The 26,503-nt window shown below is 70.8% G+C and carries 22 protein-coding genes; 9 read left to right on the top strand and 13 right to left on the bottom strand.

Features of this window, described 5'->3' with window-relative positions:
- Nucleotides 1-61 precede the first annotated feature (61 nt).
- The 7 genes from OG607_RS16595 to OG607_RS16565 form a co-directional block, all read right to left on the bottom strand.
- Entirely contained in the window at nt 62-298 is a 237-nt protein-coding gene (locus tag OG607_RS16595) for a hypothetical protein (protein WP_405723946.1), read from the bottom strand.
- A 31-nt stretch (nt 299-329) separates the two neighbouring features.
- A complete protein-coding gene (locus OG607_RS16590) occupies nt 330-2,348 on the bottom strand; it encodes a beta-galactosidase (protein WP_405723945.1) in 2,019 nt (672 codons plus the stop codon).
- A 93-nt stretch (nt 2,349-2,441) separates the two neighbouring features.
- Nucleotides 2,442-3,329, bottom strand: coding sequence for a carbohydrate ABC transporter permease (locus tag OG607_RS16585; RefSeq protein WP_405723944.1), 888 nt, complete (start codon nt 3,327-3,329; stop codon nt 2,442-2,444).
- A complete protein-coding gene (locus tag OG607_RS16580) occupies nt 3,326-4,336 on the bottom strand; it encodes a carbohydrate ABC transporter permease (protein WP_405723943.1) in 1,011 nt (336 codons plus the stop codon). The genes OG607_RS16585 and OG607_RS16580 overlap by 4 nt, the downstream gene beginning before the upstream one ends.
- Entirely contained in the window at nt 4,333-5,643 is a 1,311-nt protein-coding gene (locus OG607_RS16575) for an ABC transporter substrate-binding protein (protein WP_405723942.1), read from the bottom strand. The genes OG607_RS16580 and OG607_RS16575 overlap by 4 nt, the downstream gene beginning before the upstream one ends.
- Before the next feature lie 181 nt (nt 5,644-5,824).
- Nucleotides 5,825-6,292: a sigma factor-like helix-turn-helix DNA-binding protein gene (locus OG607_RS16570; protein ID WP_405723941.1), complete on the bottom strand. Its 468-nt coding sequence runs from the start codon at nt 6,290-6,292 to the stop codon at nt 5,825-5,827.
- Nucleotides 6,293-6,348: 56 nt separating this feature from the next.
- Nucleotides 6,349-6,840, bottom strand: a complete 492-nt coding sequence (locus OG607_RS16565) for a MarR family transcriptional regulator (protein ID WP_329313205.1) — start codon at nt 6,838-6,840, stop codon at nt 6,349-6,351.
- Between the two features lie 207 nt (nt 6,841-7,047).
- Here OG607_RS16565 and ilvA point away from each other — a divergent pair, with 207 nt between their 5' ends.
- The 3 genes from ilvA to OG607_RS16550 all read left to right on the top strand — a co-directional run bounded on the left by ilvA (nt 7,048) and on the right by OG607_RS16550 (nt 10,228).
- Nucleotides 7,048-8,277: a threonine ammonia-lyase gene (gene ilvA, locus OG607_RS16560; protein WP_405723940.1), complete on the top strand. Its 1,230-nt coding sequence runs from the start codon at nt 7,048-7,050 to the stop codon at nt 8,275-8,277.
- A 143-nt stretch (nt 8,278-8,420) separates the two neighbouring features.
- Nucleotides 8,421-9,383, top strand: coding sequence for an ATP-binding cassette domain-containing protein (locus tag OG607_RS16555; RefSeq protein WP_405723939.1), 963 nt, complete (start codon nt 8,421-8,423; stop codon nt 9,381-9,383).
- Complete coding sequence (locus OG607_RS16550) at nt 9,380-10,228, top strand: ABC transporter permease (protein WP_405723938.1); 849 nt, start codon at nt 9,380-9,382, stop codon at nt 10,226-10,228. Before OG607_RS16555 ends, OG607_RS16550 begins: the two co-directional genes overlap by 4 nt.
- Nucleotides 10,229-10,310: 82 nt before the next feature.
- On the opposite strand, the gene greA is transcribed toward OG607_RS16550, so the two are convergent.
- Together greA and OG607_RS16540 are read right to left on the bottom strand one after the other, a co-directional pair.
- Nucleotides 10,311-10,808: a transcription elongation factor GreA gene (gene greA / locus OG607_RS16545; protein ID WP_405723937.1), complete on the bottom strand. Its 498-nt coding sequence runs from the start codon at nt 10,806-10,808 to the stop codon at nt 10,311-10,313.
- A gap of 299 nt (nt 10,809-11,107) precedes the next feature.
- On the bottom strand, nt 11,108-11,515 hold the full coding sequence (locus OG607_RS16540) for a DUF4307 domain-containing protein (RefSeq protein WP_405723936.1): 408 nt from the start codon (nt 11,513-11,515) through the stop codon (nt 11,108-11,110).
- Between the two features lie 97 nt (nt 11,516-11,612).
- On the opposite strand from OG607_RS16540, the gene mca reads away from it, so the two are divergent.
- Genes mca through OG607_RS16525 form a run of 3 tightly spaced genes read left to right on the top strand, consistent with a single transcriptional unit; the run spans nt 11,613 to nt 13,372 of the window.
- Nucleotides 11,613-12,488: a mycothiol conjugate amidase Mca gene (mca, locus tag OG607_RS16535; RefSeq protein ID WP_405723935.1), complete on the top strand. Its 876-nt coding sequence runs from the start codon at nt 11,613-11,615 to the stop codon at nt 12,486-12,488.
- A 12-nt stretch (nt 12,489-12,500) separates the two neighbouring features.
- The gene (locus tag OG607_RS16530) at nt 12,501-12,773 is read left to right on the top strand and encodes a hypothetical protein (protein WP_405723934.1); all 273 of its coding nucleotides are present in this window, start codon (nt 12,501-12,503) and stop codon (nt 12,771-12,773) included.
- Between the two features lie 53 nt (nt 12,774-12,826).
- Entirely contained in the window at nt 12,827-13,372 is a 546-nt protein-coding gene (locus OG607_RS16525) for a Uma2 family endonuclease (protein WP_405723933.1), read from the top strand.
- A gap of 6 nt (nt 13,373-13,378) precedes the next feature.
- Here OG607_RS16525 and OG607_RS16520 read toward each other — a convergent pair whose 3' ends face one another.
- Together OG607_RS16520 and OG607_RS16515 are read right to left on the bottom strand one after the other, a co-directional pair.
- Nucleotides 13,379-14,017, bottom strand: coding sequence for a DUF6518 family protein (locus tag OG607_RS16520; protein ID WP_405723931.1), 639 nt, complete (start codon nt 14,015-14,017; stop codon nt 13,379-13,381).
- Nucleotides 14,018-14,096: 79 nt separating this feature from the next.
- Nucleotides 14,097-17,279 (bottom strand): tetratricopeptide repeat protein, encoded by a 3,183-nt coding sequence (locus OG607_RS16515; RefSeq protein ID WP_405723929.1) that lies wholly within the window; start codon nt 17,277-17,279, stop codon nt 14,097-14,099.
- 54 nt (nt 17,280-17,333) lie between these two features.
- On the opposite strand from OG607_RS16515, the gene OG607_RS16510 reads away from it, so the two are divergent.
- Nucleotides 17,334-19,367, top strand: a complete 2,034-nt coding sequence (locus tag OG607_RS16510) for a thioredoxin domain-containing protein (RefSeq protein WP_405723927.1) — start codon at nt 17,334-17,336, stop codon at nt 19,365-19,367.
- Between the two features lie 39 nt (nt 19,368-19,406).
- On the opposite strand, the gene OG607_RS16505 is transcribed toward OG607_RS16510, so the two are convergent.
- Together OG607_RS16505 and OG607_RS16500 are read right to left on the bottom strand one after the other, a co-directional pair.
- On the bottom strand, nt 19,407-20,570 hold the full coding sequence (locus tag OG607_RS16505; protein ID WP_405723926.1) for a glycosyltransferase: 1,164 nt from the start codon (nt 20,568-20,570) through the stop codon (nt 19,407-19,409).
- A complete protein-coding gene (locus tag OG607_RS16500) occupies nt 20,567-21,919 on the bottom strand; it encodes a glycosyltransferase family 2 protein (protein WP_405723924.1) in 1,353 nt (450 codons plus the stop codon). Before OG607_RS16500 ends, OG607_RS16505 begins: the two co-directional genes overlap by 4 nt.
- 394 nt (nt 21,920-22,313) lie before the next feature.
- On the opposite strand from OG607_RS16500, the gene OG607_RS16495 reads away from it, so the two are divergent.
- Both OG607_RS16495 and OG607_RS16490 read left to right on the top strand, forming a co-directional pair.
- Entirely contained in the window at nt 22,314-23,813 is a 1,500-nt protein-coding gene (locus OG607_RS16495; protein WP_405723922.1) for an ArnT family glycosyltransferase, read from the top strand.
- Between the two features lie 200 nt (nt 23,814-24,013).
- Nucleotides 24,014-26,428 carry a galactose oxidase-like domain-containing protein gene (locus OG607_RS16490; protein WP_405736825.1) on the top strand — a complete coding sequence of 805 codons (2,415 nt, stop codon included), beginning with the start codon at nt 24,014-24,016 and terminating at the stop codon, nt 26,426-26,428.
- The last annotated feature ends 75 nt before the right edge of the window (nt 26,429-26,503 follow it).

Below are 26,503 nucleotides of genomic sequence, written 5' to 3'. Positions count from 1 at the left end.
GCCGGCGCAGCGGGCCGAAGCAAGCGAAGCGCCCGCGAGGGGCGCAGGGGGAAAGGTCCCCTCAGAAGCCGGTTGACGGCGTCGTGTCCAGCGGGTCCGGCGTCGGCCACCACATCGCGAGCAGCACGATGGCCGTGATCACGGCGGCCAGCAGCAGCACCCCCAGCACCAGGTGCGCCGTCCGGCGGCGCCGCAGGAGGCGGCGGCCGCGGTCGGCGGCGCGGGCGGCGAGGTCGGCGGCGACCGCCGGGTGGGGGGTGTCCAGCAGGCGGCGGACCTGCTCCTCCTTGCGGTCCATGTGGCCATGGCACCGCAAGGAGGAGGGCGGGTCAAGAGGAGCGCGGCTCCCGTACGACGGCCACGCCGCCCGGGGGCAGGGTGAGGGAGCCGGAGACAGGCTTGCCGGTGAGGAGTTCGAGGCCGTCCGCGACGATCTCGGCGCCGGAGCCGGTGTGGTCGATGAGGAAGAGGTAGTCGGCGTCGGTGCCCCGGCGCCGTACGGCCTCGACGCCGGCCGGGACGGCATGCGCGTGCGCGGGCCGTACTCCGGCGTCGGCGGTGATGCGGCCCAGCAGGGCCGCGAGGGTGGCCGGGTCGGGGTGGGTGGCCAGATACCAGGCGCGGCCGTGCCGGGTGACGGCGGGGACGCCGGCAAGGGGGCCGTCGGCGAAGGAGGCGACGACCTCGGCGCCGGCCGCCTGGACGCGTACGCGCTCGCTCCACAGGTCGGCCGTGGCCCCGGGCGGCACGTCGCCGGTGAGGCCGACGGTCTCGCCGGGAAGGAGCGGGAACAGCTCGTCCGTGCGGACGCCGAGCAGGTCGCGGAAGGCGCCGGGGTAGCCGCCGAGGCGGATGTGGCAGTTGGGGTCGACGGCGCCGCTGTGGAAGCCCACGGCCAGGGTGCCGCCGGCCTCGGTGAAGCGCCGCAGGTTGTCCGCTCCGGCGTCGTCGACGAGGTAGAGGCTGGGGGCGAGGACCAGCTTGTAGCCGTCGAGGGAGTCGCCCGGCCGGACGAAGTCCACGCCGATGCCGGCCCGCCACAAGGGCGCGTACCAGTCCCGTACGAGCTCCTGGAAGCGCAGCAGCTCGCTGGGCTGTGAGGGCAGCTCCAGGGCCCAGCGGGCGTCCCAGTCCCAGACGATGGCGACGGAGGCGTCGCCGGTGCTGCCGCGCACCTCGGCGAGGGCGGCGAGGTCGGCGCCGAGCTGGACGGTGTCGCGCCAGATCTGGCTGTCGGTGCCGGCGTGCGGGAGCATCGCGGAGTGCCACTGCTCGGCGCCGGCCTTGGCGGCGCGCCACTGGAAGAAGGCGATGCCGTCGGCGCCGTGGGCGACATGCGCGAGCGCGTTTCGGCGCATCTCGCCAGCCGTCTTGGCGCGGTTGACGGGCTGCCAGTTGACGGCGCCGGTGGAGTGCTCCATGAGCAGCCAGGGGCCGCCGGCGAGGGAGCGCATGAGGTCGCCGCTGAGCGCGATGTCGATCTGCGACTGCGTGTCGGTCGAGATCAGGTAGTGGTCGTTGGAGACGACGTCCAGCTGCGGGGCCCAGCGCCAGTAGTCCAGGGCGTCGAAGTTCTGCATCACCATGAAGTTGGTGGTGCAGGGGATTTCGGGATCCGCCGCGCGCAGGACGTCCCGCTCGGCGGTGTACAGCGACAGCAGCTCGTCGGAGCAGAAGCGGCGCCAGTCCAGCTGCTGTGTGGGGTTCGGTACGGCGCCTGTCGCGCGGGGCGGCAGGATCTCGTCCCAGGCGTAGTACCACTGGCTCCAGAAGGTGGTGCCCCAGGCGTGGTTGAGGGCGGCCAGGTCGTCGCCGTAGCGGGCGCGCAGCCACCGGCGGAAGGCGGCCGCGCTGGTGTCGCAGTAGCAGGCGGCGTTGTGGCAGCCGTACTCGTTGTGGATGTGCCACATGACGACGGCCGGGTGCGAGGCGTACCGCTCGGCCAGTACGCCCGCGATGCGCAGCGCGGCCTTGCGGTAGGCGGGGCTGCTTGCGCAGAACGTCTGGCGGCTGCCGTAGGACAGCGTGCGCCCGTCGTGGTCGACCGGGAGGGCCTCGGGGTGGGCGCGGAAGAACCAGGCGGGCGGGGCGGCGGTGGGGGTGGCGAGGTCGGCGGCGATGCCGTTGTCGTGGAGCAGGTCCAGGAGGCGGTCCATGCGCGAGAAGTCGTAGACGCCCTCGGCGGGTTCGAGCAGGGCCCAGGAGAAGATGCCGACGCTGACCATGGTCACGCCGGCCTCGCGCATGAGGCGCATGTCCTCGGCCCAGATCTCCTCCGGCCACTGTTCGGGGTTGTAGTCGCCGCCGTAGGCGAGGCCGGGGAGCCGCAGTTCGGGGTGGTGCGTCATGGTGCTTCTCTCTGGGTGAGGCCTCTGAGGCGTGGAAACGCCGGACGGGCTGAGGATTTCAGCCCGTCCGGCGTATGGGGTCGATCGGCTCGATCAGCCCTTGTTCGCGCCCAGGGTCAGTCCGCTGACGAACTGGCGCTGGAGGGCGAAGTAGACGATCAGGGTGGGGATGGCGGTGAGCAGCGCGCCGGCCGCGACCAGGTTGGGGTCGGTGAAGTACTGGCCGGAGAGGTTCTTCAGCGCCGAGGTGATCGGCATGTTCTCGCCGGTGGAGATCAGGACGACGGCCCAGAAGAAGTCGTTGTAGATCCAGATCGACAGCAGGGTGGCCAGCGCGGCCATCGCCGGCTTGCACAGCGGCAGCACGATCTGCCAGTACAGCCGCCACACCGAGGCGCCGTCCACCAGGGCGGCCTCGGTCAGCTCGTGCGGCAGGGAGCGCATGTAGTTGCTCAGGACGAACGCGCAGAAGCCGGACTGGAAGGCCACATGGATCAGGACCAGGCCGAGCGCGGAGTCGTAGAGCTTGCCGGAGACCGTGATGCCGGGCAGGTCGACCAGCAGGTAGAGCCGGTAGAGCGGGGTGATGATGACCTGCTGGGGGAGCAGGTTGCCGGCGGTGAAGACCAGCAGCAGCGACAGGTTGATCCGGAAGTCGAAGCGGCTGACGTAGAAGGCGACGCAGGACGACAGGAACAGGGTCAGCAGCACCGCCGGGACGGCGATGATGAGCGTGTTCACGAAGTAGTGCGTCATGCCGGACTGGGTGAAGGCGTTGGTGAAGTTGTCCAGGCTCAGCTTGTCGGGCCAGGACACGTAGCCCTTGGTGCTGGTCTCCTCGTACGGCCGCAGGGCGGCGTACAGCGCCCACAGCAGGGGCGCGAGCCAGGCCAGCGCGGTGCTCGCGAGGAAGACGTGCAGCAGCACCCGGGCCGGGCGGACCCGCCCGGTCTTGCGTGGAACGGCAACGGAGGCGCTCATGCTCGCCGCTCCTTCCGGAAGGTGCTGATCAGGTAGGGGATGATCACGCCGAGGGAGATCAGCAGCAGGACTACGGCGATAGCGGAGCCGTATCCGATGCGGCTGGACTCGCCGATGATGTTGTTGGTGACCAGGATCGAGAGCAACTCGGTGCCCTGGGTGCCGCCGTTGAAGACGTAGACCAGGTCGAAGGCGCGTAGCGACTCGATGATGGTGACGACCAGCACGATGGTGTTGATCGGCCGGAGCACCGGGAAGATGACGTTCTTGAACGTCTGCCACTCGTTGGCGCCGTCCAGCGCGGAGGCCTCGCGCAGCGAGGGGTCCACACCCTTCAGGCCGGCGAGGTAGAGGATCATCATGTAGCCGGCGTGCCGCCAGGCGGCGGCGACGAGGATGGCCCAGAGGTTGAGGTTCGGGTCGCCGATCCAGTCGATGTAGTGGCCCGGCTTGTTGGCCCCGATGACGCTGTTGATGAGGCCGGTGTCGGGGTTGTAGACGAGCTGCCACACGAACCCGATGACGGCCATGGACAGCACGACCGGCAGGAAGTACGCGGCCTGGTAGATCCGGGTGAAGCGGATCTTCTTGTCCAGCTGCACGGCCAGGAACAGGCCGAACGGGGTCGGGATCAGGAACAGCACGACGAACCAGATGACGTTGTGCTGGACCGCCGGCCAGAACTGCGGGTTGTCGTTGAACAGCTGCTGGAAGTTGTCGAACCCGACCCACTTGATGGAGCTGAAGCCGATGCCGTCCCAGGTGGTGAAGGCGAGGGCTATCGACGCCAGCGCCGTGACCCACACCAGGGCGACGTGCAGGATCGTCGGCACGCCGGCCATCAGGCCGAGCGTGAGCCGGTCGCGCCGCGTGAGCAGGCGCCGGTGGCCCTGGGGCACCCGGCGCTTCTTGACGGCGGTTGTTCCGGGGGTGCCCGGAGGCGGCGCGGCGGCCGCCTCCGGGGTGCTGGGGGTTCCGGTCCCGGTCCCGGTGATCTGGGAACTCATGAGGAGGCGAAGATCGTCTTCTTCTGGCGTTCGATCGACGACAGCAGGCTGTCGATGCCCTTGGGGTTGCGGATGAAGTTCTGCATGGCGGGCTGCATGACGGTCGAGGTGAAGTCGGGGCGGCTGTCGCGGTCCATGTACTGGGTGAGGTGCTTGGCGCCCGCGATCAGGTCGTATCCCTTCTTCTGAAGGGCGGAGTACGCGCTGGTGCTGGCCTTGTCCGAGGCGGCGACGACGCTCGGGTCGGCCTTGAGGTACGTCTCCTCGGCCTTCGGGGTGCCCAGGAACTCCAGCAGCTTGACGGCGCCGGCGTGGTTCTTGGGGCTCTTGCTCATCATGTAGCCGTCGGTGGGCGCCTCGACGGTGTCCTGGCCGAAGGACGGGTCGATCTCGGGGAAGGGGAAGAAGTCCAGGTCGGCCAGGTCGGCGGCGTTGGTGAACTGCTGGGCGACGAACATGCCCAGGAGGTACATGCCGGCCTTCTTGGAGACCACGGACTGCGCCGCGTCCTGCCAGGTGCGGCCGACGGAGCCGTCCTGGTGGTAGGGGAGGATCTCGGTCCAGTTGTCGAACGTGGCGCGGGTCTTGGCGTCGGTCCAGGACGCCTCGCCCTTCATCAGCGAGATGTGGAAGTCGTAGCCGTTGGTGCGGCAGTTGATCTGGTCGAAGGTGCCGAGGGCGGGCCACGCGTCCTTGTCGCCGAAGGCGATCGGGACCAGGTTGTCCTTCTTCATCTGCTGGCACAGGGCTATGAAGGCGGACCAGGTGGTCGGGACCTCGTAGCCGTACTTCTTGAAGACACTCTTCCGGTAGAAGATCGCCCAGGGGTAGGTGGTCAGCGGCACAAAGTAGAACTTGCCGTCCGCACCCTTGCTCAGGTCCTGCATGGCGGTCGGGAAGTTGCCGCTGATCGTCTTCCACACGTCGTCGATCGGCGTCGACAGGCCCTTGGCCGCGAAGAACTGCATGCGGTAACCGGCGAACCAGTTGAACACGTCGTCCGGCGTGCCCTGGAGGTAGGAGTTGATCGACTCCTGGAAGGTGTTGTGATCCTTTGTGTTGACGTCGACGCTGATCCCGGAGGACGCCTCGAACGCCTTGTAGACGCTCGCGTAGGCCTTCTTGGGCACCGCGTCCGAGCCGTTGGAGCCGAGGGTGACCGTCTTGCTGTCGGACGAGGTCGAGCTGCCGCCACAGGCGCTCAGCAGCGGAATTCCCGCTCCGAGTGCCACTGCGCCGCCGACGCCGCGCAGCACGCTGCGGCGGCTCGGGCCAGGGAGGTGGAGGGGAGAGGGTGAGGGGCGCATTCCGTACTCCTGACGTGTATGCCCGCACGGCAAGAGTGTTCGGGGGGACACCGAACCACTCAGAAACCAACGCAACCGAACAGGCGTGGGAGTAATAACAGCCGTATGTCCGGTCAGGCGTCAAGGGTTTCGGTTTCACTTTGTGGAAACGTAATCGACACGTTTCGAACGGGCCGGATGATCAACGTGCCTGCGGCTGCCCGGGGGGCGCCAGCACCGCACCGCGCGCTGTCGGGCGGCTGCGCAGCGTGGCGGTCGCCCGCAGGCAGATGGCCCGTACGCGGTCGGCCGGCAGGCCGAGCTGGGCGGCGGTCTGCTCCTCCGCGACGCCCTCGAAGAGCCGCAGTACGACCACCAGCCGCTCCTGCGGGGTGAGCCGGGCCAGCACCCCGTCGCCGGGGCGGTGCCACCAGGGACGGTGCGCGTAGCGGCGTACGAGGTCGGCGCGCGTGTAGGCGTAGGGGTCCTCGCCGCGCATGCGGTACCAGTCCGCGTAGGTGCGCGACAGCGCCGCGCAGAGCAGGGCGTCGGCGGCGGGGTCGCCCGTGAGGAGGGTGGCGGCATGCAGGAGCCGCCCGGCCGCGCCGGCCGCGAAGGCGGCGAACTCGGCGCTGCGCAGGCGTTCGGCTGCAGCCCGGCGCTGTCCCACAGCGCCATGGGACGGCAGGGCGATGCCTCAGGTCAAGAGGGCTGGCAGGAGGGCGGCTAGGAAGGCTGCTCGTCCGGCTGGGTGACCGACGAGTGGTAGTCGGAAAGAGCGATGTTGAAGCGGCCCAGGAGCTCGCAGAAGGTCTCGCGCTCCGCCTCGCTCCAGCCCTCCGTGACAACGGCCATCAGCTGCTGCCGGGAGGCCCGTACCTCGTCAAGACGTGAACGTCCGCGCGGGGAGAGCGCGAGGACGACCGCGCGCCCGTCCTCGGGGTGCGAGGTGCGCTTGACCAGGCCCGAGTCGACCAGCGGGGCGACCTGGCGGGTGACGGTGGAGGAGTCGATTCCCATGCCTTCGGCGAGTGCCTTGACACCCATCGGGCCTTCGAGGTCGAGGCGGTTGAGCAGCAGATAGGCGGCCCGGTCCATGGAGTTGCGGGCCTTGCCCACCCCACCCAGGCGGGTCTGCTCCGCGCGCCGGGCGAAGAGCGCGACTTGGTGCTGCAGGCGCTCGAGGAGGTCGGTCGTTGTCTCCGATGGAATGGGCATGGCCGGAAGCTCGCGTTCTGTCGGTCCTGCGAAGGTTGGGAGAAGAGTACGCGGAGGAGATGCGGCCCGGACCCCGCCGCGGAAAAGAAGGTCGGAGCCGGTACGTTGCCGCGCGCACGCGCGGATCATGCGCTGTGGCTGGACCGTACTTGCGCGACGACTGCGTACGTTTCAGGCCACCCCGGCCGGGCTGCGACACTGGGCCCCATGCAAAGCCCTGCGCATGGCCCCGCGGCACACTCGATCACGCTCGACGACATCCGTGGCGCCCACAAGATGCTCTCCGGCGTCGCGCGCATGACGCCCATGGAGGGCAGCCGCCACCTCTCCGCCCTGGTCGGCTCCCCGGTGCACCTCAAGTGCGAGAACCTGCAGCGTACGGGCTCCTTCAAGATCCGTGGGGCCTACGTGCGCATCGCCGGGCTGAGCCCCGAGGAGCGCGCGGCCGGCGTCGTGGCCGCCAGCGCCGGCAACCACGCGCAGGGCGTGGCGCTGGCCGCCTCCCTGCTCGGGGTGCGCTCGACCGTCTTCATGCCGGTGGGCGCGCCGCTGCCGAAGATCGCGGCGACGCGGGAGTACGGGGCCGAAGTGCGGCTCCAGGGCCAGGTCGTCGACGAGTCGCTGCGCGCGGCGCAGGCGCATGCGGAGCGGACGGGCGCCGTCTTCATCCACCCCTTCGACCACCCCGACATCATCGCCGGGCAGGGCACGGTCGGCCTGGAGATCCTGGAACAGTGCCCCGAGGTGCGCACGATCGTTGTCGGCATCGGCGGCGGCGGTCTCGCGGCCGGGGTCGCGATCGCCGTCAAGACCCTGCGGCCCGACGTGCGCGTCGTCGGCGTCCAGGCGGCCGGCGCGGCCGCGTACCCGCCCTCGCTGGCCGCCGGGCGGTGCGTACAGCTCGATGCCGTCGCCACGATGGCCGACGGCATCAAGGTCGGACGGCCCGGCGATGTCCCCTTCGCCGTCATCCGCGACCTTGTCGACGAGGTCCGTACCGTCTCCGAGGACGACCTCTCCAGCGCGCTCCTGCTCTGCCTGGAGCGCGCCAAGCAGGTCGTCGAGCCCGCCGGCGCCAGCCCCGTCGCCGCGCTCCTGGCCGCCCCCGGGGCCTTCGAGGGGCCCGTCGTCGCCGTCCTGTCCGGCGGCAACGTCGATCCCCTGCTGCTCCAGCGCATCCTCCGCCACGGCATGGCCGCCGCCGGACGCTACCTCTCGCTGCGGATCCGGCTGACCGACCGCCCGGGCGCCCTGGCCGCCCTGCTCGAGGTGCTGTCGGCGAACGACGCGAACGTGCTCGACGTCGGCCATGTGCGGACCGATCCCCGGCTGGGGCTCACGGAGGTCGAGGTCGACCTCCAGCTCGAGACGAAGGGGCCCGAGCACTGCGAGGCGGTGACGGTGGCGCTTCGGGCGGCGGGTTACGCGGTGCGCTGACGGGGCGCAGCTCATGGGCCACTGTCAGTGGCCCATGGCACCGTGGAGGGGAATGCCGCAGTCGCGGGAAAAAGGGTTGACGCGATATATCGCGTCTGGGAGGCTCGCTCGCGCTGAGGTAAACCCTGGACAGGAGAGACGGGATGACGGGCGCCATCTATGCCGAAGGCCTCGTGAAGACCTTCGGAGACGTACGCGCACTGGACGGAGTGGACCTGGACGTGCCCGAGGGCACGGTGCTGGGGCTGCTGGGTCCGAACGGCGCGGGCAAGACCACGGCGGTGCGCGTGCTGACGACGCTGCTGAAGCCGGACAGCGGCAAGGCGGTCGTGGCCGGGGTCGACGTGCTGCGGCACCCGAACGAGGTACGCCGCCAGATAGGCCTGTCGGGCCAGTTCGCGGCGGTGGACGAGTATCTGACCGGCCGGGAGAACCTCCAGATGGTCGGGCAGCTCTACCAGATGAGCGGAAAGGCGGCGAAGGCCAGGGCGGGGGAGCTGCTGGAGCAGTTCAACCTCGCGGAGGCCGCCGACCGCACCGCGAAGACGTACTCCGGCGGTATGCGCCGCCGCCTGGACCTGGCGGCGGCACTGGTGGTGCGGCCCCCGGTGATGTTCATGGACGAGCCGACGACCGGCCTGGACCCCCGCAACCGGATGGCGCTGTGGGACGTGATTCAGGACCTGGTGGCGGGCGGCACGACGCTCCTGCTCACCACGCAGTACCTGGAGGAGGCGGACCGCCTCGCGCACGACATCTGCGTCATCGACCACGGCAAGGTCATCGCACGCGGCACCTCGGACCAGCTCAAGGCCCAGACGGGCGGCGAGCGCGTCGAGGTGGTCGTGCACGAGCGCGATGACCTGGCACCCGCGACCGAGGTGTTGCGGGGCTTCGGGAAGGGCGAGCTGAAGGTCCAGGACCACACACGGCAGATCACGGTCCCGGTGACCGGCGGGGCGAAGCTGCTCGCCGAGGTCATCCGGGAGCTGGACACCCGCGGCATCGAGATCGACGACATCGGGCTGCGCCGCCCGACCCTGGACGACGTTTTCATCTCGCTCACGGGGCACGCCGCGGAGCTCAAGGAGGAGGAGAGCGAATGACGGCCACCGTCGCCGCCCAGCCTGCCGCGGCGCAGCCGCGCAACCCGGTCAGCCAGTCCGTACGCGACTCGCTCGTGGTCGCCAAGCGCAATCTGATCAGGATGATGCGCATCCCGGAGATGATCATTTTTGGCATGATCCAGCCAATTATGTTCGTGGTGCTCTTCAGCTACGTCTTCGGCGGGTCGATGAACGTCGGCGGCACCACCGACCCGGCCGTCTACCGCGAATTCCTGATGGCCGGCATCTTCGCCCAGACCGTCACCTTCGCCACGGCCGGCGCCGGGGCCGGCATCGCCGACGACATGCACAAGGGCCTCGTCGACCGCTTCCGTTCCCTGCCCATGGCCCGCGGCGCGGTCCTCACCGGACGTACGCTCGCCGACTCCGTGCAGACCGCCCTGACCCTGCTCGTGCTCGCCGTCGTCGCCCTGATCGTCGGCTGGCGGGTGCACGAGGGCATACCGAAGGCGCTGGGCGGCTTCGCCCTGCTGCTTCTGCTCGGCTACGCCTTCTCGTGGATCGGCGCGCTCATCGGCCTCTCCGTCCGTACCCCCGAGGCGGCCACCTCGGGCGGGCTGATCTGGCTGTTCCCGCTGACGTTCGTGTCGAACGCCTTCGTGGACTCCAGCCAGATGACGCCCTGGCTGCGGCACCTCGCGGACTGGAATCCGTTCAGCGCCACCGTGCAGGCCTGCCGTGAGCTGTTCGGCAACCCCGGGGTCTCCTCCTCCGGTGCCTGGCCGATGCAGCACCCGGTGTGGGCCTCGCTGATCTGGTCGGTCCTGATCATCGTGGTCTTCCGGACGCTGGCGGTGCGCAAGTACCGCTCGGCGACCTCCTGACCACGTCCTGGTCACGTCCTGACGCGACGGTGCCCCCGGCCTGTACGAGATGTACGAGACCGGGGGCACCGAGGGCTCGGGCTCAGGCCTGGTACGGCTTGACCGCGAGGATCTTCACCGAGGCCTTCTTGCCGTTGGGCAGCTCGTAGAACGCGTCGTCGCCCGCCTTCTTGCCGTTGACACCCGAACCGAGCGGGGACTGCGGCGAGTAGGTGTCCAGGTCGTCCGACACGTACTCGCGCGAGCCCAGCAGGAAGGTCAGGGTGTCGTCCGGGTCGCCGTCGAAGGCGATCGTGACGACGGTGCCGGGAGCGACCACGCCGTTGTCGGCGGGAGCCTCGCCCACCTTGGCGTGCTCCAGGAGCTGGGTCAGCTGACGGACCCGGAGCTCCAGCTTGCCCTGGTCCTCGCGTGCCGCGTGGTATCCGGCGTTCTCCTTGAGATCGCCTTCCTGGCGGGCTTCCTCGATCTTGGCGACGATCTCGGCGCGTGCGGGACCCGACAGATGTTCCAGCTCGGCCTTGAGCTGGTCGTACGCCGCCTGGGTCAGCCAGGTGACGCTGTCGCTGGTCTGGGTCACAGGTGCTCCTCGTCGGTACTCGGTCTTAAGAGGCCGCGCCGGTGGGGCGCGCGGCGTCGCGGGATGATGGGCGGCGCCTGGCGGCGTTGTCGTCGGTCGCCGCAGCTCCGCCGCGTCTCCCTCCTCCGCCTTGCCAGGCTTGCCCCTCGCCCCGCTCCTTCTCCCGCGCTCCCCATCGGCGCGGCCTCTTACTTACAAATGAACGCCCTACCCACAAAGATGCGTCTTCGAGGGTGGGCGAAACCACGAGCGTAACAATTTCCGCCCACAAAGGGCGAGAGGGATACGTCGCGGAAGCGTCAGGCGGGCTGGCAGCCGACCAGTTCGGCGCTCGTTCCCCGGGCTGTTGTGCGAATGGTGACCACAGTATCGATTTGGGTCTTGTGCGCACTCAGCCGCACATCCCGGCGGCCGACCTCGTCGCCGTCCTCGGAGACCGAGCGCAGCGTGCACACAGCGGTGGTCCCGGCGTCCTTGAGGACCTCGATATGGGCCTGCACCGCCGCGTCCGAGACCACCTGGAACTTGATCACCTCGCCGCTGACCTGCGTACCGGTGATCTTCGCCCAGCCGAACCAGCCGACCAGCACCAGCGCGATCGCCCCGAGCACGATCCCGACCCGCTTCAGGGTGCGGTCGGCCCGCGCGTCGGCGTCGGAGCCGCGTCCGTAACGCCCCTCCGGGAGCTGTTCGCGCACGGCGGTCATGTCGGTGGTCCTCCTGGGAGGGGCTCCGGGATTAAACAGCTCCTCGTTTCGGTCACTATAGAAGCCGCGTCCGCGACCGATGACAGAGGATCCCGCCTTGACCGAGCAGCTGCGACTGATGGCCGTCCACGCCCACCCCGACGACGAGTCGAGCAAGGGCGCGGCCACCATGGCGAAGTACGTGTCCGAGGGGGTGGACGTCCTGGTCGCCACCTGCACCGGCGGGGAGCGCGGGTCCGTCCTCAACCCCAAGCTCCAGGGCGACACCTACATCGAGGAGCACATCCACGAGGTCCGGGCCAGGGAGATGGACCTCGCCCGCGAGATCCTCGGCGTGAAGCAGGCCTGGCTCGGCTACGTCGACTCCGGCCTCCCCGAGGGCGACCCCCTGCCCCCGCTCCCCGAGGGCTGCTTCGCCCTCCAGGACGTGGACGAGGCGGCGGGCACCCTCGTCAGGCTCATCCGCGAGTTCCGGCCGCACGTGATCACCACGTACGACGAGAACGGCGGCTACCCGCACCCCGACCACATCATGACCCACACGATCTCCATGGCCGCCTTCGAGGCAGCCGGTGACCCCCAGCGGTACCCCGAGGCCGGCGAGCCCTGGACCCCGCTCAAGCTCTACTACAACCAGGGCTTCAACCGGCAGCGCACCGTCGCCCTCCACGAGGCGCTTCTCGCTCGCGGCCTGGAGTCCCCGTACGGCGAGTGGCTGGAGCGCTGGAAGTCCTTCGACCGCCCCGAGCGCTCGATCACCACCCACGTGCCCTGCGCCGACTTCTTCGAGATCCGCGACAAGGCGCTCCTCGCCCACGCCACCCAGATCGACCCCGACGGCGCCTGGTTCCACGTCCCCATGGACATCCAGAAGGAGGTCTGGCCCACCGAGGACTACGAGCTCGCCAAGTCCCGCGTCGACACCTCGCTCCCCGAGGACGACCTCTTTGCGGGCGTCCGCGAGGCCGGGTAGACAATGGGTCCCGTGACTTCGACATTCGGCACGGCCGCCGCCCAGCTCGTCCCGCTCGCGGTGAAGGACCTGGACGAGAACAAGGTGACGCCCGGTCTTCTGGGCTTCGTGATCTTCGCCTTCATCGGGCTCGCCCTGTGGTGGCTCATGAAGAACATGGCCAAGCAGTTCAAGAAGATCGACTTCGACGAGACGCCGCCGGAGGAGCCGCAGGCTCCGGCGGCTCCTCCCGCGACGGCGGGCGCGCCCGCGTCCGGCTCCGGCAAGGCCGAGCGCGAGGAGTAGCCGGGCGGGGTGACCCAGGCCCGGTCGCTCCCTGCGAAGGAGGTCCGCCGCGCATGGCCGCAGCCGCACTGCTGGAGGACACCTTCGACAGGGTGAGCGCGACCGTCCCCGAGGGATGGCGCGTGGAGCTGATCGAAGGGGAAATCCACGTCAGGCCTCCCGTGGATTCGGAACATGAGGAGATCATCTCCGAGCTGACAGGCCAGGTGCGTGATCACCGTAAGGATCTGACGCGCTTCACCAACATCGGGCTCAGGATTCCCGGTGCCTCGATGAGCGGGAAGGTCATCCCTGATGTGGTGATCGTTCCGAAGCGGAGCTATCCGTTCGAGGTGGAGTACTACGATCCGTCCCCTGTAGTGCTCGTTGCCGAGGTGACGTCGCGCAGCACCGGAGACCGCGATCGTGGTGCCAAGCTTCGCGGTTACGCCCGTGCCGGGATCCCGGCATACCTACTCATTGACCGGGCTGCGGGCATAGTCACCCTGTACACCCAGCCCCGAGGTGAGCGATACGCCATCAGGGCGGAGGTCGAGATCTCCCAGGTGATCACTCTCCCTGAGCCTCTCGGGTTCGACCTCGACACGAGCGAGTTCTGAACGGAGTCATACCGATCCGAGCAGGCCGTTGAGGATGCCCTCCTCGGCGAGGTGGAAGGCGAGACCGCCCACGGGAGCGAGCACGGTGCACAGCCAGTAGCGGTGCACCCCGGCACGCGCCAGGTAGGCAGTCAGGAGAGCGGTGAGCAGCGCGCCGACGGTCAGGAAGACGACTGCCTGTCCCCAGTAGTGGAGCGTCAGACCCAGCCAGGATGCCTCCCCCAGCACCACCATGGTGATGACCGCCCCGGCCACCGCCCGCACGTCCCCCCGCCCGCGCCGTACCGTCCATCCGGCCCACCCCAGCAGCGGCCCTCCGGCCAGCCCTGCCACCGACCACACGGCGGCGGTTCCGAGCCCTGCGGCCCCGAACGTGTCCCCGAGCGCGGATGAGGCGTAGTAGCTGCCGCAGGTGGCGAGCATCATCAACGCGCCGCCCCAGACGGCGAGCGGCCGGACACGGATCAGAGCGCCGGCCGCGGCTGTCCAGATGATCCAGGTGGACACCGAGTTGGTCGCCCGCTCCAGCAGGGGGGTCGTCCCGTGCAGGCCGTACGTTGCCCAGCCGAGAAGCAGCCCGAAGCCCACGGTCGCGGCGAGGACGGTGATGGGGGTGTCGCGACGGGACGCGGTTGCGGTAGCCATGCCACAGCACTATACACATGGTGTATACGCGCGATGAATAGTTGCTGCGGCGCGAAGACCAGCAGTCCGCCGCAGGCCGTCATGCGCCCGCGACGGCCAGGACCGTGCGCGCTCCGCGCGAGGGCATCATGCCGAGTTCCCAGGCGCGCCAGGGGGAGCCGACCGGGATGCCGCGGTCGAGGAGCAGGGCGAAGGCGTCGGCGTACTCCTCGAGGTCGAGGTCGCGGGCCTCGTAGGTGTCGGCGAGCAGGGCGGCGAGGTCGGTGCGGGCGCGGGCGGCCTGCTCCTGCGACAGGAGGGGGCGGAGGGTGCACTGGAGGAAGACGGACCAGTCGAGGCCGCGGCGGTCGCCGATGGAGGCGAAGAGGTGCTCGGCCTGTTCGGTGAGGGCGAGGGCCTCGGGGACGCGGGTGTTGCCGGCGTCGATGACGGCTAGTTCGAGGCAGGTCCAGGCTTCGCCGTGGGGGACGCCGATGCGGTGGAAGTCCTGGCGGGCGTCCTGGAGGAGCTGGCGGGCGAAGCCGCTGTTGCGCAGGTTGCCGGTGCGGGCGGCGCGCTGGTCGCGGGTGACGCGGGCGGAGTGGTGGCGGGCGCAGGCGAGGCCGTAGACGTCGCGCATGCGGGAGAACATGGTGCGGGAGCGTTCGAGGGAGCGCAGGGCGGCGTCGAGGTCGCCGGATTCCTCAAGGGTGTGGCCGAGGTAGTAGAGGGACCAGGCTTCGCCGCGGGCGTCCTCGCAGGCGCGGTGGCGTACGAGGGCGTCGCTGAGCTGCTGGGCGGCGGCCTGGGGGTTGCCGTGCAGGAGCTGGGCACGGGCGAGCTGGGTGGTGGCCCAGGCCTGGCCGCGGGCGTCGCGGGTGGCGGTGAAGGAATCGAAGGCGGAGTGCAGCTGCTCCTCGCCGCGCGTCACGTCGCCGGTGCGCAGGAGGAGCTGGCCGAACTGGAGGCGCGCCCAGCCCTGGCCGTTGGCGCTCTCGCTCTCGCGGTGGAGGACGAGCGACTCCTCCAGCAGCGCGCGGGCCTCGGTGAGGCGGCAGGCGTCGCGGACCACGGCGGCCAGGGCGTGCAGGGTCCAGGCGCGGTCGCCGCGGGTGTCGTCGCCGTCCTGCAGGGCCAGGGCCTCGCGGAGCTTCTCCTCGGCCTCGGGGAGGTTGCCCTGCTGCTGCAGCGTGATGCCGAGGCTGCTGAGCGCGCGGGCGGCGCCCGAGGGGTGCTGGGCGTCGAAGTAGAGGTTGACCACCGACGACAGCGTGGAGCGGGCCTTGTCGAGCTCGCCGAGCTGGCGGGCCGCGATGCCGGTGCGCCACTGCACGGAACGGATGAGGGCCGGGCTGTCCGGCGCCTGGGCCGAGGATCCGCCCCCGGCCGCGGTGGCCAGGTCCTGGTACCGCTGTGCGAGGTCGTTGATCTCGCCGAGCCGGTAGAGGTCGCCGCGCAGCACGCAGTAGTCGCACAGGGCGCCCAGCAGGTGCTGTACGGCCCGCTGGTCGACGCCCTCGACGTGGCGCAGCGCGGCGGTGATGAAGCTGGACTCGTCGTCCAGCCAGCGCAGGGCGAGGTCGAGGGAGGTGAAACCGTGCCGGGCGGCCGCGTTGGCGGAGAAGTCGGCGCGGGTGGAGGTCCGGCCCTCGACGAGGCGGATGACGGAGCCCGCGAGCTCGGCGTAGTTGCGGATCAGGCGTTCGTGGGCGGCGGCGCGCTCGGCGGGTTCCTCCTCGTCGAGCAGCCGGTCGTGGGCGAAGCTCCGTACGAGGTCGTGCAGGCGGTAGCGGCTGCCGCGTACGTGGGTGATGAGCCCGGCGTCGGCGAGGTCTCGCAGCCGGCGGTCGGCCTCCTGCTCGTCGGTGGCGAGCAGCGCGGCGGCGGCCGCCCCGCCGAGGCTCGCGCGGCCGGCCAGGGCGAGTCTGCGCAGCAGGCGGCGGGAGGCGTCGGGCTGGTCGTGGTAGCGCAGCGCCAGCGCGCGGTCGACGGGATCCTGCGGACCGTAGACCGCAAGGTCGGCGGCGAGCCGGCCGACGGAGCGGTGCCCCAGGGCGGATCCGGCGACCCGTAGGGCGAGCGGCAGCCCGCCGCAGAGCCGGCGGACTTCCTCGGCGGCCCGTGGGTCGAGAGAGCCGGGGGCGGCGTAGGCGGTGAGCAGTTCGTACGAGGCGTCGGAGTCCAGCGGCTCGACGGCGAGGGTGTGCACCCGGGCGCCCGGGGCCGGCAGGTCGATCGGCTCGGCGGTGGTGACCAGGACGAGGCTCTCGGAGTGCCGGGGGACCAGGGCGCGGATCAGGCCGGGGTCGGTGGCGTCGTTGAGGACGACGATGACCGGGACACCGGTGAGGTGCTTCTGGTACTGCTCGCTGAGGCGCCGCAAGTGCTGCTCGTGCGACGGCCGTTCGCGGAACAGCAACTGCTCGCGGGGCGCGCCGAAACGATTGAGCAGGTGCAGCAGCGCGTCGCGCGTGGACAGCGGCGGCTCGTCGGAGGCCGCCCCGCGTACGTCCACGACGCAGGCGCCACGGAACTGGTCGCGCAACTGCCGGGCGGCGTGCAGCGCGAGCGCCGAGCGGCCCGAGCCGCTCGGCCCGTGCAGCACGACCACCACCGGCCCGGCGTCCGGCGAGACCCGCGCCTGGTGAACCCACTGGGAGATCTGCCGCAGTTGGTCCTTGCGGCCGGTGAACGGCCCGTCCACGTCCGGGACATGGCCGAAGGACTGCTCCAGCAGGCTCCGGGCGCGGGCCGCCGCGCTCCGGTCCGTACGGCGCGGCGCGGGCACCGCCTTCACAGCGGGCGCGGGCGCGGCCGGGACCGCCTCGGCCGGCGCGGAGGCCTCCACCCCCTGCCGCTCCACGAACGGCCGCACCCCGCGCTCCTCCACCGCCGCCAGCCACCGCTGCCGCGCCTGCTCCCGGGCCTGCTCCGGCGACCGCTCCGGCGCGCCCCCCGTCGCTCTCAGCGCCACCGCCGCTCCGGCCCCCACCACGGCCACCGCCGCCGCCGTCCCGGCCGCCGTGCCCGCCGACGCGCCCAGCCCCAGGTCCGCCGCGAACGCCGCCACCGCGCCCGCCGCCGCGACCAGCACCGGCCCGGTCGGCATCCGCTGCCGCTCCTGCCCCGGCGCCTGTACGTACGCCGCGTACTCCGCGTCCGCCGCCTCCGCTATCTCGTCCAGCGCGGCCCACGCGCGCTCCAGCAGCGGCCCGGCCCCGATGCTCCGTTCCAGCAGTTGTTCGACCTCGGCCCGGTGTGCTGCCCGCAATCGCGTCGTCAAGACGTCTCCCCCCTGTGGTCCGCCACCCCGCCCGCTGTGTGTGAGGCTGGGAACATGGCCAATCGACTCAGCGGTTCCACTTCCCCCTACCTCCTCCAGCACGCCGACAACCCTGTCGACTGGTGGCCATGGGGCGACGAGGCCTTCGCGCAGGCCCGCGAGCGGGGCGTGCCGGTGCTGCTGAGCGTGGGATATTCCAGTTGTCACTGGTGCCATGTCATGGCGCGGGAATCCTTCGAGGACGAGGCCACGGCCGCCTACCTCAACGAGCACTTCGTGCCGGTCAAGGTCGACCGCGAGGAGCGGCCCGACGTCGACGCCGTCTACATGGAGGCCGTCCAGGCCGCCACCGGCCAGGGCGGCTGGCCCATGACCGTCTTCCTCACCCCCGGCGCCGAGCCCTTCTACTTCGGCACCTACTTCCCGCCCGAGCCCCGGCAGGGCATGGCCTCCTTCCGCCAGGTGCTGGAGGGCGTGCACGCCGCCTGGCGCGACCGCCGCGACGAGGTCGCCGAGGTCGCCGCGCGGGTCGTCAAGGACCTGGGCGGGCGGTCGCTGGCCTACGGGGGCACCGCGCCGCCCGGCGAGTCCGAACTGGCGGCGGCGCTGCTCGGGCTGACCCGCGAGTACGACTCCGTACGCGGCGGATTCGGCGGCGCCCCGAAGTTCCCGCCGTCCATGGCCCTGGAGTTCCTGCTGCGCCACCACGCCCGCACCGGCGCGGAAGGCGCGCTGCAGATGGCGCACGACAGCTGCGAGGCGATGGCCCGCGGCGGCATCTACGACCAGCTCGGCGGCGGCTTCTCGCGGTACTCGGTGGACCGGGACTGGCTCGTGCCGCACTTCGAGAAGATGCTCTACGACAATGCGCTGCTGTGCCGGGTCTACGCCCACCTGTGGCGCGCCACCGGCTCCGACCTCGCGCGCCGCGTCGCCCTGGAGACCGCCGACTTCATGGTGCGGGAACTGCGCACCGCCCAGGGCGGGTTCGCCTCCGCTCTGGACGCGGACAGCGACCGCGCCGACGGCACGCACGCCGAGGGCGCGTTCTACGTCTGGACCCCGGACGAGCTCCGCGAGGTGCTCGGCGAGGCCGACGCCGCCCTGGCCGCCGAGCACTTCGGGGTCACCGAGGACGGCACCTTCGAGGAGGGCGCGTCCGTGCTGCGGCTCGTGGGCGGCGAGCTGGCCGACGCCGAGCGCATCGCCTCCGTACGGCAGCGGCTGCTCGCGGCCCGGGAGGCCCGGCCGCGCCCCGGGCGCGACGACAAGGTGGTCGCCGCCTGGAACGGGCTCGCGGTCGCCGCGCTCGCCGAGACCGGGGCGTACTTCGAACGGCCCGATCTGGTGGCCGCCGCCGTGGACGCGGCGGATCTGCTGGTCAGGGTCCACATGGACGAGCACGGCCGGCTCGCCCGGACCTCCCGCGACGGCGCCGCGGGCGCGCACGTCGGCGTCCTGGAGGACTACGGCGACGTCGCCGAGGGCTTCCTCGCGCTGGCCGCCGTCACGGGGGAGGGCGTGTGGCTCGACTTCGCCGGGCTGCTGCTCGACTCCGTACTGCGGCACTTCGTCGGAGAGGAGGGCACCCTCTACGACACCGCCGATGACGCCGAGGCCCTGATCCGGCGGCCCCAGGACCCCACGGACAACGCGGCCCCCTCCGGGTGGACGGCGGCGGCCGGCGCCCTGTTGTCGTACGCCGCCTACACCGGCTCCGCCACGCACCGCGACGCCGCCGAGGCCGCCCTCGGCGTCGTCGGCGCCCTGGCCGGGCGGGTGCCCCGCTTCATCGGCTGGGGGCTCGCCGTGGCGGAGGCCGCGGTGGACGGGCCCCGGGAGGTCGCGGTGGTGGGCGCGGCCGGGGACGCGGGCTTCGCAGCCTTGCACCGGATCGCGTTGCTCGGGACGGCGCCGGGGGCGGTGGTGGCCGCAGGCGAGCCGGGCAGCGAGGAGTTCGCGCTGCTGGCGGACCGGCCGCTGGTGGACGGCCGGGCGGCCGCGTACGTCTGCCGGCATTTCGTGTGCGCCGCGCCCACGGCTGACGCGGACGTGCTGGCGGCGGCGTTGGGCGCCGAGGCGTTGTGAGGGGGCGTTCCACCGCCCAAGCGCCGGGCGGGCTGAGATTCAGCCCGTCCGGCGCCGGTACAGGACGCGGTCGACCACCACGAACCGCAGGGCGAAGACCACCACCAGGCTGAGCGCCGTGGCCGGTATCGGCGGGATGCCGAGAGCGGTGACGAGCAGGGCAAGAAGCGGGATGCGCACGACGAGGTCCGCGTTGCCGAGGGCGGCGAAATTCAGCATGCGCAGGGAGCGTCGGCGCTGGCGCCGGTGGTCGCGGTAGACGAGGGAGTCGATGATGAGGAAGTTCCAGATCAGGCCGGCCTGGTTGGCGATGATCTCGGCGGGGACGTAGTGCATGCCGGTGCCGTGGATGAGCAGCCACAGAACGGCCAGGTTGGGCAGAAAGCCCGACGCGCCGACGAGGCCGAAGGCGATCATGCGCGCGCGGGATTCGGCGGTGCGCAGCAGCGCGAGGTGGCGGAGGAAGCGCAGGCCTTCGCGGATGGTGGACTTGGACTCGCCGGCGAAGCGCTCGCCGAATTCGTAGGGGAGTTCGGCGACGCCGCGCGGGCGGCAGCGGACGGCGAGCTCGAGCAGGATCTTGTAGCCGAGCGGACGTAGACCCTCGCTGCGCGTGCCGCGTTCGACCGCCTCGCGGCGGATGGCGAAGAACCCGCTCATCGGGTCGGAGACGCCCCGAAGGGCGCGCGGGAAGATGGCCTTGGCCACGAACGTGGAGGCACCGGAGACGAGCACCCGGTAGCCGCCGGCGAGGCCGCTGCGGCTGCCGCCGTCGGCGTAGCGGCTGGCGACGACGAGTTCGGCGCCGGTTCGCTCGCCGCCGGCGATCAACTCGGGGACGAGGTGCGGCGGGTGCTGCAGGTCGGCGTCCATGACGACGATCCAGGGCGCGGTGGTGCGCGCGATGCCCTCGACGACGGCGCCGCCGAGGCCGCCGTGCGGTTCGGAGCGGTGGTGGACGGCGACGGGGATCGGGCAGCGCATGGCGGCGTCGCGGACGACCTCGGGGGTGTTGTCGGTGGAGTCGTCCACGAAGAGCACCTCCACGGCCGCGCCGTCGGGCATGGCGGCGCAGATCCGGGACAGCAACTCGTCAATGTTGGCGGCCTCGTTGAAGGTCGGCACGACCAGCGAGACGGCGGGCAGGGTCGTGGTCGGTGCGACATCGGATGGGGGAACGGGCCGGGGCGCGCTGGTGGTCACAGTGCCTCCTGAGGCTCGGGACTGGCCGTGGCCGTGGCCGTGGCTGTGGCGGTGGCTGTGGCGGATGTGCGGCTCGGCTCAAGCTCCTGCTGCTGGTGCTCGCGCTCGTGCTCCGGCGCCAGGTGGGCGCCGATGTGCGAGGTGAGCTCCCAGTCCTTGCGTCCCGTGTATTCGCGCCATACGGCCCGCACCGCCGCCGCGGCGAGGACGAGTCCGTATACCGGCGTGCCGATGAGCAGCTTGGCGTAGTGCACCGGCGTGATGCGGAAGCCGTACTCGCGGCCGAAGTCGTGCAGGGCGACGCACTCGAAGACCGTCATCGTGGCCATCGGCAGCACCGGCAGCCACGCGAACAGCGAGATCGGCAGCGGGATCCCGCCGAACACGGCCACCAGTACGCCGAAGGGCACCATCACGCCGGTGAAGGCCTGGACGAAGGGCGTGGTGAGGGTCCAGCGGGCCAGCACGCGCTGACGCAGCGGCAGCCGCCGCCATTCGCCCTTGCGCAGCACCTGCAGGAAGCCCTGGTTCCAGCGGGTGCGCTGCTTGTACAGCGAGTAGAGGGAGTCGGGCGTCTCCTCGCGGGTGACGAGGGCGGCGTGGTAGGCGACGACGACCTTGGCGCCGCGGCTGGAGAGGCGGACGCCGAGGTCGCAGTCCTCGGCGAGGCAGTCGCCGTCCCAGCCGCCGGTGGCGCGCAGCAGCTCGGCGCGTACGAAGACGGTGTTGCCGCCAAGCGGGATGAAGCCCTTGCGGGCGTGCAGGTGGAGCCGGCTGCGGAACCAGAAGAAGTACTCGAGGCAGTTGCGCAGGCTGTACCAGCTGCTGCGGTAGTTGACGAGCTGGACGCCGCCCTGCACGACATCGGCGGAGGCGGTGCGGAAGGCGTGGTCGACGTGCCTGAGCAGCTCGCGGTGGACGATGTCCTCCGCGTCGAAGACGCCGACGATCTCGCCCTCGCAGTGCGGGAGCGCGGTGTTGAGCGCCCGGGGTTTGTTCTTGGTGCCGTGGGTGTCGGTGACGACCTTGACCCGGTCCGGGTGGCTCTCGGCGAGCCGCTGGGCGATGAGGGCGGTGTCGGGGTCGTCATGGCCGACGACGATCACCACCTCGAAGTCCGGGTGGTCGATGCGTAACATCCCCTCGACCGTGTGCGCCAGCACCTTCTCCTCGTGCCGGGCCGGGACCAGCAGCGAGAAGGACAGCCGGGACTCGCCGTCCGGCTCGGCGAAGGCGGTGGCGTCCAGGGTCTCCGGGGTGCGCCAGGCGTGCATCATCCACCAGAGCGTGACGCCGGCCGCCGCCATGAGCAGCAGCGATTCAAGTAAAAGGGCAGTGGAAATCCACATTGCCAAAATCCCCCCTGTGTTCAGTAATCCCCGGCGGGACGCTAGCAGCCGATTTTCCGCGGCGTCAATAAGGCCCTGAGGGAGTCCGTGGCACCAAGATCGATGATTTTGAAGATTCATATAGACGGAATGAATTGGTTACGTGGAGGCAATGTAAAGGCTGTGCACTCGCTGTGGACTGATGTGCGACATTTCCGCCTCCTGGGGGTATGGAGGCGGCTTGGTGCAGTCTTTTAGGGGGTTATGTCCTGTGGGGGGCTCGGTTATTTCCGCCGAACCACTGGTGTACTCCCCGGTAACTCCGGATGGTGAAACACCGTCCGGAGGTGCTGGGTCAGGGGATTCCAGAAAAAGGCGATGGCCGGATTTCGTGTTTCCGGCAGTGGTACTTTCGGTGATCGTTTATTTACGTGCCTGGAATATCGGGCGCACGCCCTTCCCGAATGACGACGAGGGCACATATCTCGCGCAGGCGTGGGCGGTACGCCACGGCGTCGGCCTGGCTCACTACACGTACTGGTACGACCACCCGCCGCTGGGCTGGATCCAGCTCAGCTGGCTGTCCTGGCTGCCGGCCTGGCTGGCGCCGGACGAACCCACCTTCGTCCAGGGCCGGATCGCCATGCTGCCGGTCGCCGCGGCCGGAGCGCTGCTGGTCCACCTCGTGGCCCGCCGCGTAGGACTCGGCCGGCCCGCCGCCCTCGGAGCGATGCTCCTGTACGGGCTGTCGCCGCTCGCGGTGACCATGAGCCGCCAGATCTACCTCGACAACTTCGCCGTGGTCTGGGCGCTGGCCGCGTTCGCACTGGCCCTGTCCCCGCGCCGCCACCTGTGGCACCACGTGGCCTCCGGGGCGGCCCTGGCGGCGGCCGTGCTGTCCAAGGAGACCATCCTGGTCGTCCTCCCGGCCCTGCTCGTCGCCCTGTGGCAGGGCAGCGACCCCAGGACCCGCACCTTCTCCTTCGCCGGATTCGCCTCCGGCTTCGCCCTGACCGGCATGTTCTATCCGCTCTACGCCCTCCTCAAGGGCGAGTTGCTGCCCGGCCCGGGCCACGTCTCGCTGGTCGGCTCCCTCGGCTTCCAGCTGGGCAGCCGGGCCGGCACCGGCTCCATGTTCCGCTCCGGCACCGAGGCCCACACCCTGCTCGGCGACTGGTTCGCCGCCGACCCGCTCCTCATCGCCGGCGGCAGCGCCGCGGCGCTCGCGGCCCTGGCCGTGCGGCGGCTGCGGCCCGTCGCTCTCGCCGCCGTCATCCTGGCGCTCGTCGCCGCGCGCCCGGGCGGCTACCTGCCCAAGATGTACGTCATCCAGCTGCTGCCCTTCCTGGCCATCGCCCTGGCCGGGATCGCGCAGACCGCCGTTCGGGCCGCCGTACAAGCCGTGCCCGGCAGCGCCGGCCGACCCGCGATCCGGCTCACCGCGGGCGCGGCCCTGATCGCCACGACGGCCGCGCTCTTCGGCCCCGTCTGGTACCGGGGCGACCGCGACACCATCCGCACCGACGACACCACCGTCTACTACGACGCCGCCCAATGGCTGCGCGCCGGCCACATCGCGGACCCGGCCCGCACCCGCGTCGTGACCGACGGCGTGCTGTGGCTCGACGCCGTGGACGCGGGCTTCACCCCGGGCACCGGCGTCATCTGGCACTACAAGCTCGACAACGACCCGGCCATCGAGAAGACGATGCCGCACGGCTGGCGCGACATCGACTACGTCGTCTCCACGCCCGCCCTGCGCGGCGAGCGCAAGAACCTCCCGACCGTGCGCGACCTGCTCGCCCACTCCACGGCCGTGGCCACCTTCGGCGAGGGCGACGGCCGCATCGACATCCTCAAGGTCGGCGAGGTCAGCAAGGGCGGCGAGGTCGCGAAGGGCGGCGCAACGCCATGACCAGAATCCGAAGAAGCACCGGCAGACGCCTGCACTGCCCAGGGCCTGTCCGGCGGATCTGGGCCGGGTCCGCGACGCCACAGCGACATCAGCCGCTGGCGCGGCGGGCGGCGCCTCGCGGCGTTGCCGAAACGCCCTCAGGAAACCACCCTGCGGGCATTCCGGCGCCTTGCGATGCACCGCACCAGACGCCGCGGCCTATCCGACCCAGATCCGCCGGACAGACCCTAGTCGCCGTCCTGCTGCTCACCATCGGGCTCGCCCTCGCCCCCGAGACCGCCTCGCCCGCCCACGCCGCCGTGAACCTCGTACAGAATCCGGGACTTGAGACGATCGACGCCGCCACCGGCTTCCCGACCTGCTTCGAGAAGTCCGGCTACGGCGACAACGACTACACCTTCACCGTGACGGGCGCCTCCGGTGCCCACTCCGGCAGCCATGCCGTCGAGATCGGCATCACCCGCCTCGCCTCCGGCGACCGCAAGACGATGATGCTGGAGAACGACTGCGCGCCCGCCGTCGTCCCGGACCACCAGTACGACCTGTCGCTGTGGTACCGGACGACCTCGCCCAACAGCGTCCTCACGATGTTCCGGCACGACACCACCGCCGGGTGGGTCTTCTGGACCGACCTCAACACCCTCCCGGTGAGCGGCACTTACACCCAGGCGTCGGTCCGCACCCCGGCCGTCCCGGCCGGCACCGACCGGATCACCTGGGGCGCGACCCTCTACGGAACCGGCACCCTGGCCACCGACGACTACGCGATGACCGACGCCACCGTCCCCGATCCCGGCCCGGACCCGTGCGTCACCGCCCCCACGAGCCCGGCCTGCATCGGCCAGTGGACGGTCGTCGAGATGCCCTCGCCGGTGCGCGCCATCCACTCCGTACTGCTGCACGACGGCCGGGTGCTGCTCATCGCCGGCTCCGGCAACGACCGGGACGCCTTCGCCGCCGGCACCTTCAAGACGACGGTCTTCGATCCCGTCAACTACACCTACACCGACGTCCCCACCCCCGCCGACTTCTTCTGCGCCGGGCACGTACAACTGCCCGACGGCGAAGTCCTGGTGATGGGCGGCAACAAGGACTACGCCTCCGCCGACGGCACCGTCGGCTACAAGGGCCTGAAGACCAGTTACATCTTCAACCCCGACACCATGACCTACACCCGCACCAACGACATGATCGCCGGCCACTGGTACCCCTCGGCCACCGAGATGGGCAACGGCGACGTCGTCTCCCTCGGCGGCCTGGACGAGTCCGCCGCCGGCACGGTCATCAACGAGCGCTTCTCCGCCGCCACCAACACCTGGAAGGGCTGCTGCGACCAGCAGACCTGGTCCTTCTGGGGCCTGTACCCGGCGGCGATCCTGCTCCAGGACGGCCGGCTGTTCTACTCCGGCAGCCATGTCTTCGGTGTGGGCCTGTCCGGCACCGGGGCCTCCCTCTACGACTACGACACGGGCACCATCACCGACGTCCCCGGCCTGCGCAAAAAAGACGAACGCGACCAGTCGATGTCCGTCCTCCTGCCGCCCGCCCAGGACCAGAAGGTGCTCACCATCGGCGGCGGCAACCACACCGTCTCGCCGGACGCGCACCGCCTCACCGACCTGATCGACCTCGCCGCCGCCTCGCCCGCGTACGTACCCGGGCCTGACCTCCCGCAGGGCGTCTACGCCGACGGCAGCCCGCAGACCGGCGACCAGGGCAAGGTCTACGTCTCCGCCGTGATCCTGCCCGACGGCAAGGTCCTGGAGACCGGTGGCGCCCTGCACACCTACCGCGAGGACCCGGTCTTCGAGGCCTCCATGTACGACCCGGCGACCAACACCTTCGACCCCGGCCTGGCCACCGACCCGGTGCCGCGCACGTACCACTCCTCGGCGATGCTGCTGCCGGACGGCCGCGTCCTCACCGTCGGGAACAACCCCGGCGACGGCTCCTTCGACCGCCGGATCTCCATCTACTCGCCGCCGTACCTCTTCCGGGGCGACCGCCCGCAGATCACCTCCGTCGCCTCCACCGAGTGGGCCTACGGCTCCGCCCAGCGGATCACCACCGACTCCGCGATCACCAAGGCCTCGCTGATCCGCCCGGCCGCCGTCACCCACTCCTCCGACCCCAACCAGCGGTACGTGGACCTGCCCCTGACCGTCGTCGACGGCAACACCGTCGACCTCAACCTGACCGGCAACCCCGATCTCGCCCCGCCCGGCTGGTACATGCTCTCCGTCGTCGGAGCCTCCGGCGTCCCCTCGGCCGCCACCTGGGTGCACATCAGCCCGGCCACCGCCGCGCAACAGGCCACGGCCCGCGTGCAGACCTTCGCCGACGACCTCGGCGACGCCGAGCCCGCCAAGGCGAAACCGAAGAAACCCCAGAAGAGCGGCGTGAAGGTCGCCGAGGGCTACGACGGCTGCGACCACACCTACGGCGAGATCAGCCAGTGCGTTCCCTGGACGTTCCCGGCCATGGCGAGGGCCGAGCGCTGCGGCTGGCTGCGCGAGCACGGATTCGGCCCGCTCACCGTCCACGGGCGCGACCGGCACAAGCTCGACACCAACAAGGACGGGGTGGCCTGCTACCGCGGTGACCTGGGTGTTTAGTCCAGGTTATGCCGGTCTGTGACTTGCGTGGCAGGCTTGACATGAGTGAGTCGAGCTGGGAGGTGTCCCAAAATG

Origin of the sequence: Streptomyces sp. NBC_01537 (genome assembly GCF_045040445.1) — a bacterium.
In the GTDB taxonomy this organism is placed as follows: Bacteria; Actinomycetota; Actinomycetes; order Streptomycetales; family Streptomycetaceae; genus Actinacidiphila.
This window is presented reverse-complemented; position numbering and strand designations above follow the sequence as displayed.

Excerpts from the sequence above, each read along its gene's own strand:
- OG607_RS16595 (WP_405723946.1), bottom strand. The coding sequence starts at position 298 with ATGGACCGCAAGGAGGAGCAGGTCCGCCGCCTGCTGGACACCCCCCAC.
- OG607_RS16590 (WP_405723945.1), bottom strand. The coding sequence starts at position 2,348 with ATGACGCACCACCCCGAACTGCGGCTCCCCGGCCTCGCCTACGGCGGC.
- OG607_RS16585 (WP_405723944.1), bottom strand. The coding sequence starts at position 3,329 with ATGAGCGCCTCCGTTGCCGTTCCACGCAAGACCGGGCGGGTCCGCCCG.
- OG607_RS16580 (WP_405723943.1), bottom strand. The coding sequence starts at position 4,336 with ATGAGTTCCCAGATCACCGGGACCGGGACCGGAACCCCCAGCACCCCG.
- OG607_RS16575 (WP_405723942.1), bottom strand. The coding sequence starts at position 5,643 with ATGCGCCCCTCACCCTCTCCCCTCCACCTCCCTGGCCCGAGCCGCCGC.
- OG607_RS16565 (WP_329313205.1), bottom strand. The coding sequence starts at position 6,840 with ATGCCCATTCCATCGGAGACAACGACCGACCTCCTCGAGCGCCTGCAG.
- ilvA (WP_405723940.1), top strand. The coding sequence starts at position 7,048 with ATGCAAAGCCCTGCGCATGGCCCCGCGGCACACTCGATCACGCTCGAC.
- OG607_RS16555 (WP_405723939.1), top strand. The coding sequence starts at position 8,421 with ATGACGGGCGCCATCTATGCCGAAGGCCTCGTGAAGACCTTCGGAGAC.
- OG607_RS16550 (WP_405723938.1), top strand. The coding sequence starts at position 9,380 with ATGACGGCCACCGTCGCCGCCCAGCCTGCCGCGGCGCAGCCGCGCAAC.
- OG607_RS16540 (WP_405723936.1), bottom strand. The coding sequence starts at position 11,515 with ATGACCGCCGTGCGCGAACAGCTCCCGGAGGGGCGTTACGGACGCGGC.
- OG607_RS16525 (WP_405723933.1), top strand. The coding sequence starts at position 12,827 with ATGGCCGCAGCCGCACTGCTGGAGGACACCTTCGACAGGGTGAGCGCG.
- OG607_RS16520 (WP_405723931.1), bottom strand. The coding sequence starts at position 14,017 with ATGGCTACCGCAACCGCGTCCCGTCGCGACACCCCCATCACCGTCCTC.
- OG607_RS16510 (WP_405723927.1), top strand. The coding sequence starts at position 17,334 with ATGGCCAATCGACTCAGCGGTTCCACTTCCCCCTACCTCCTCCAGCAC.
- OG607_RS16500 (WP_405723924.1), bottom strand. The coding sequence starts at position 21,919 with ATGTGGATTTCCACTGCCCTTTTACTTGAATCGCTGCTGCTCATGGCG.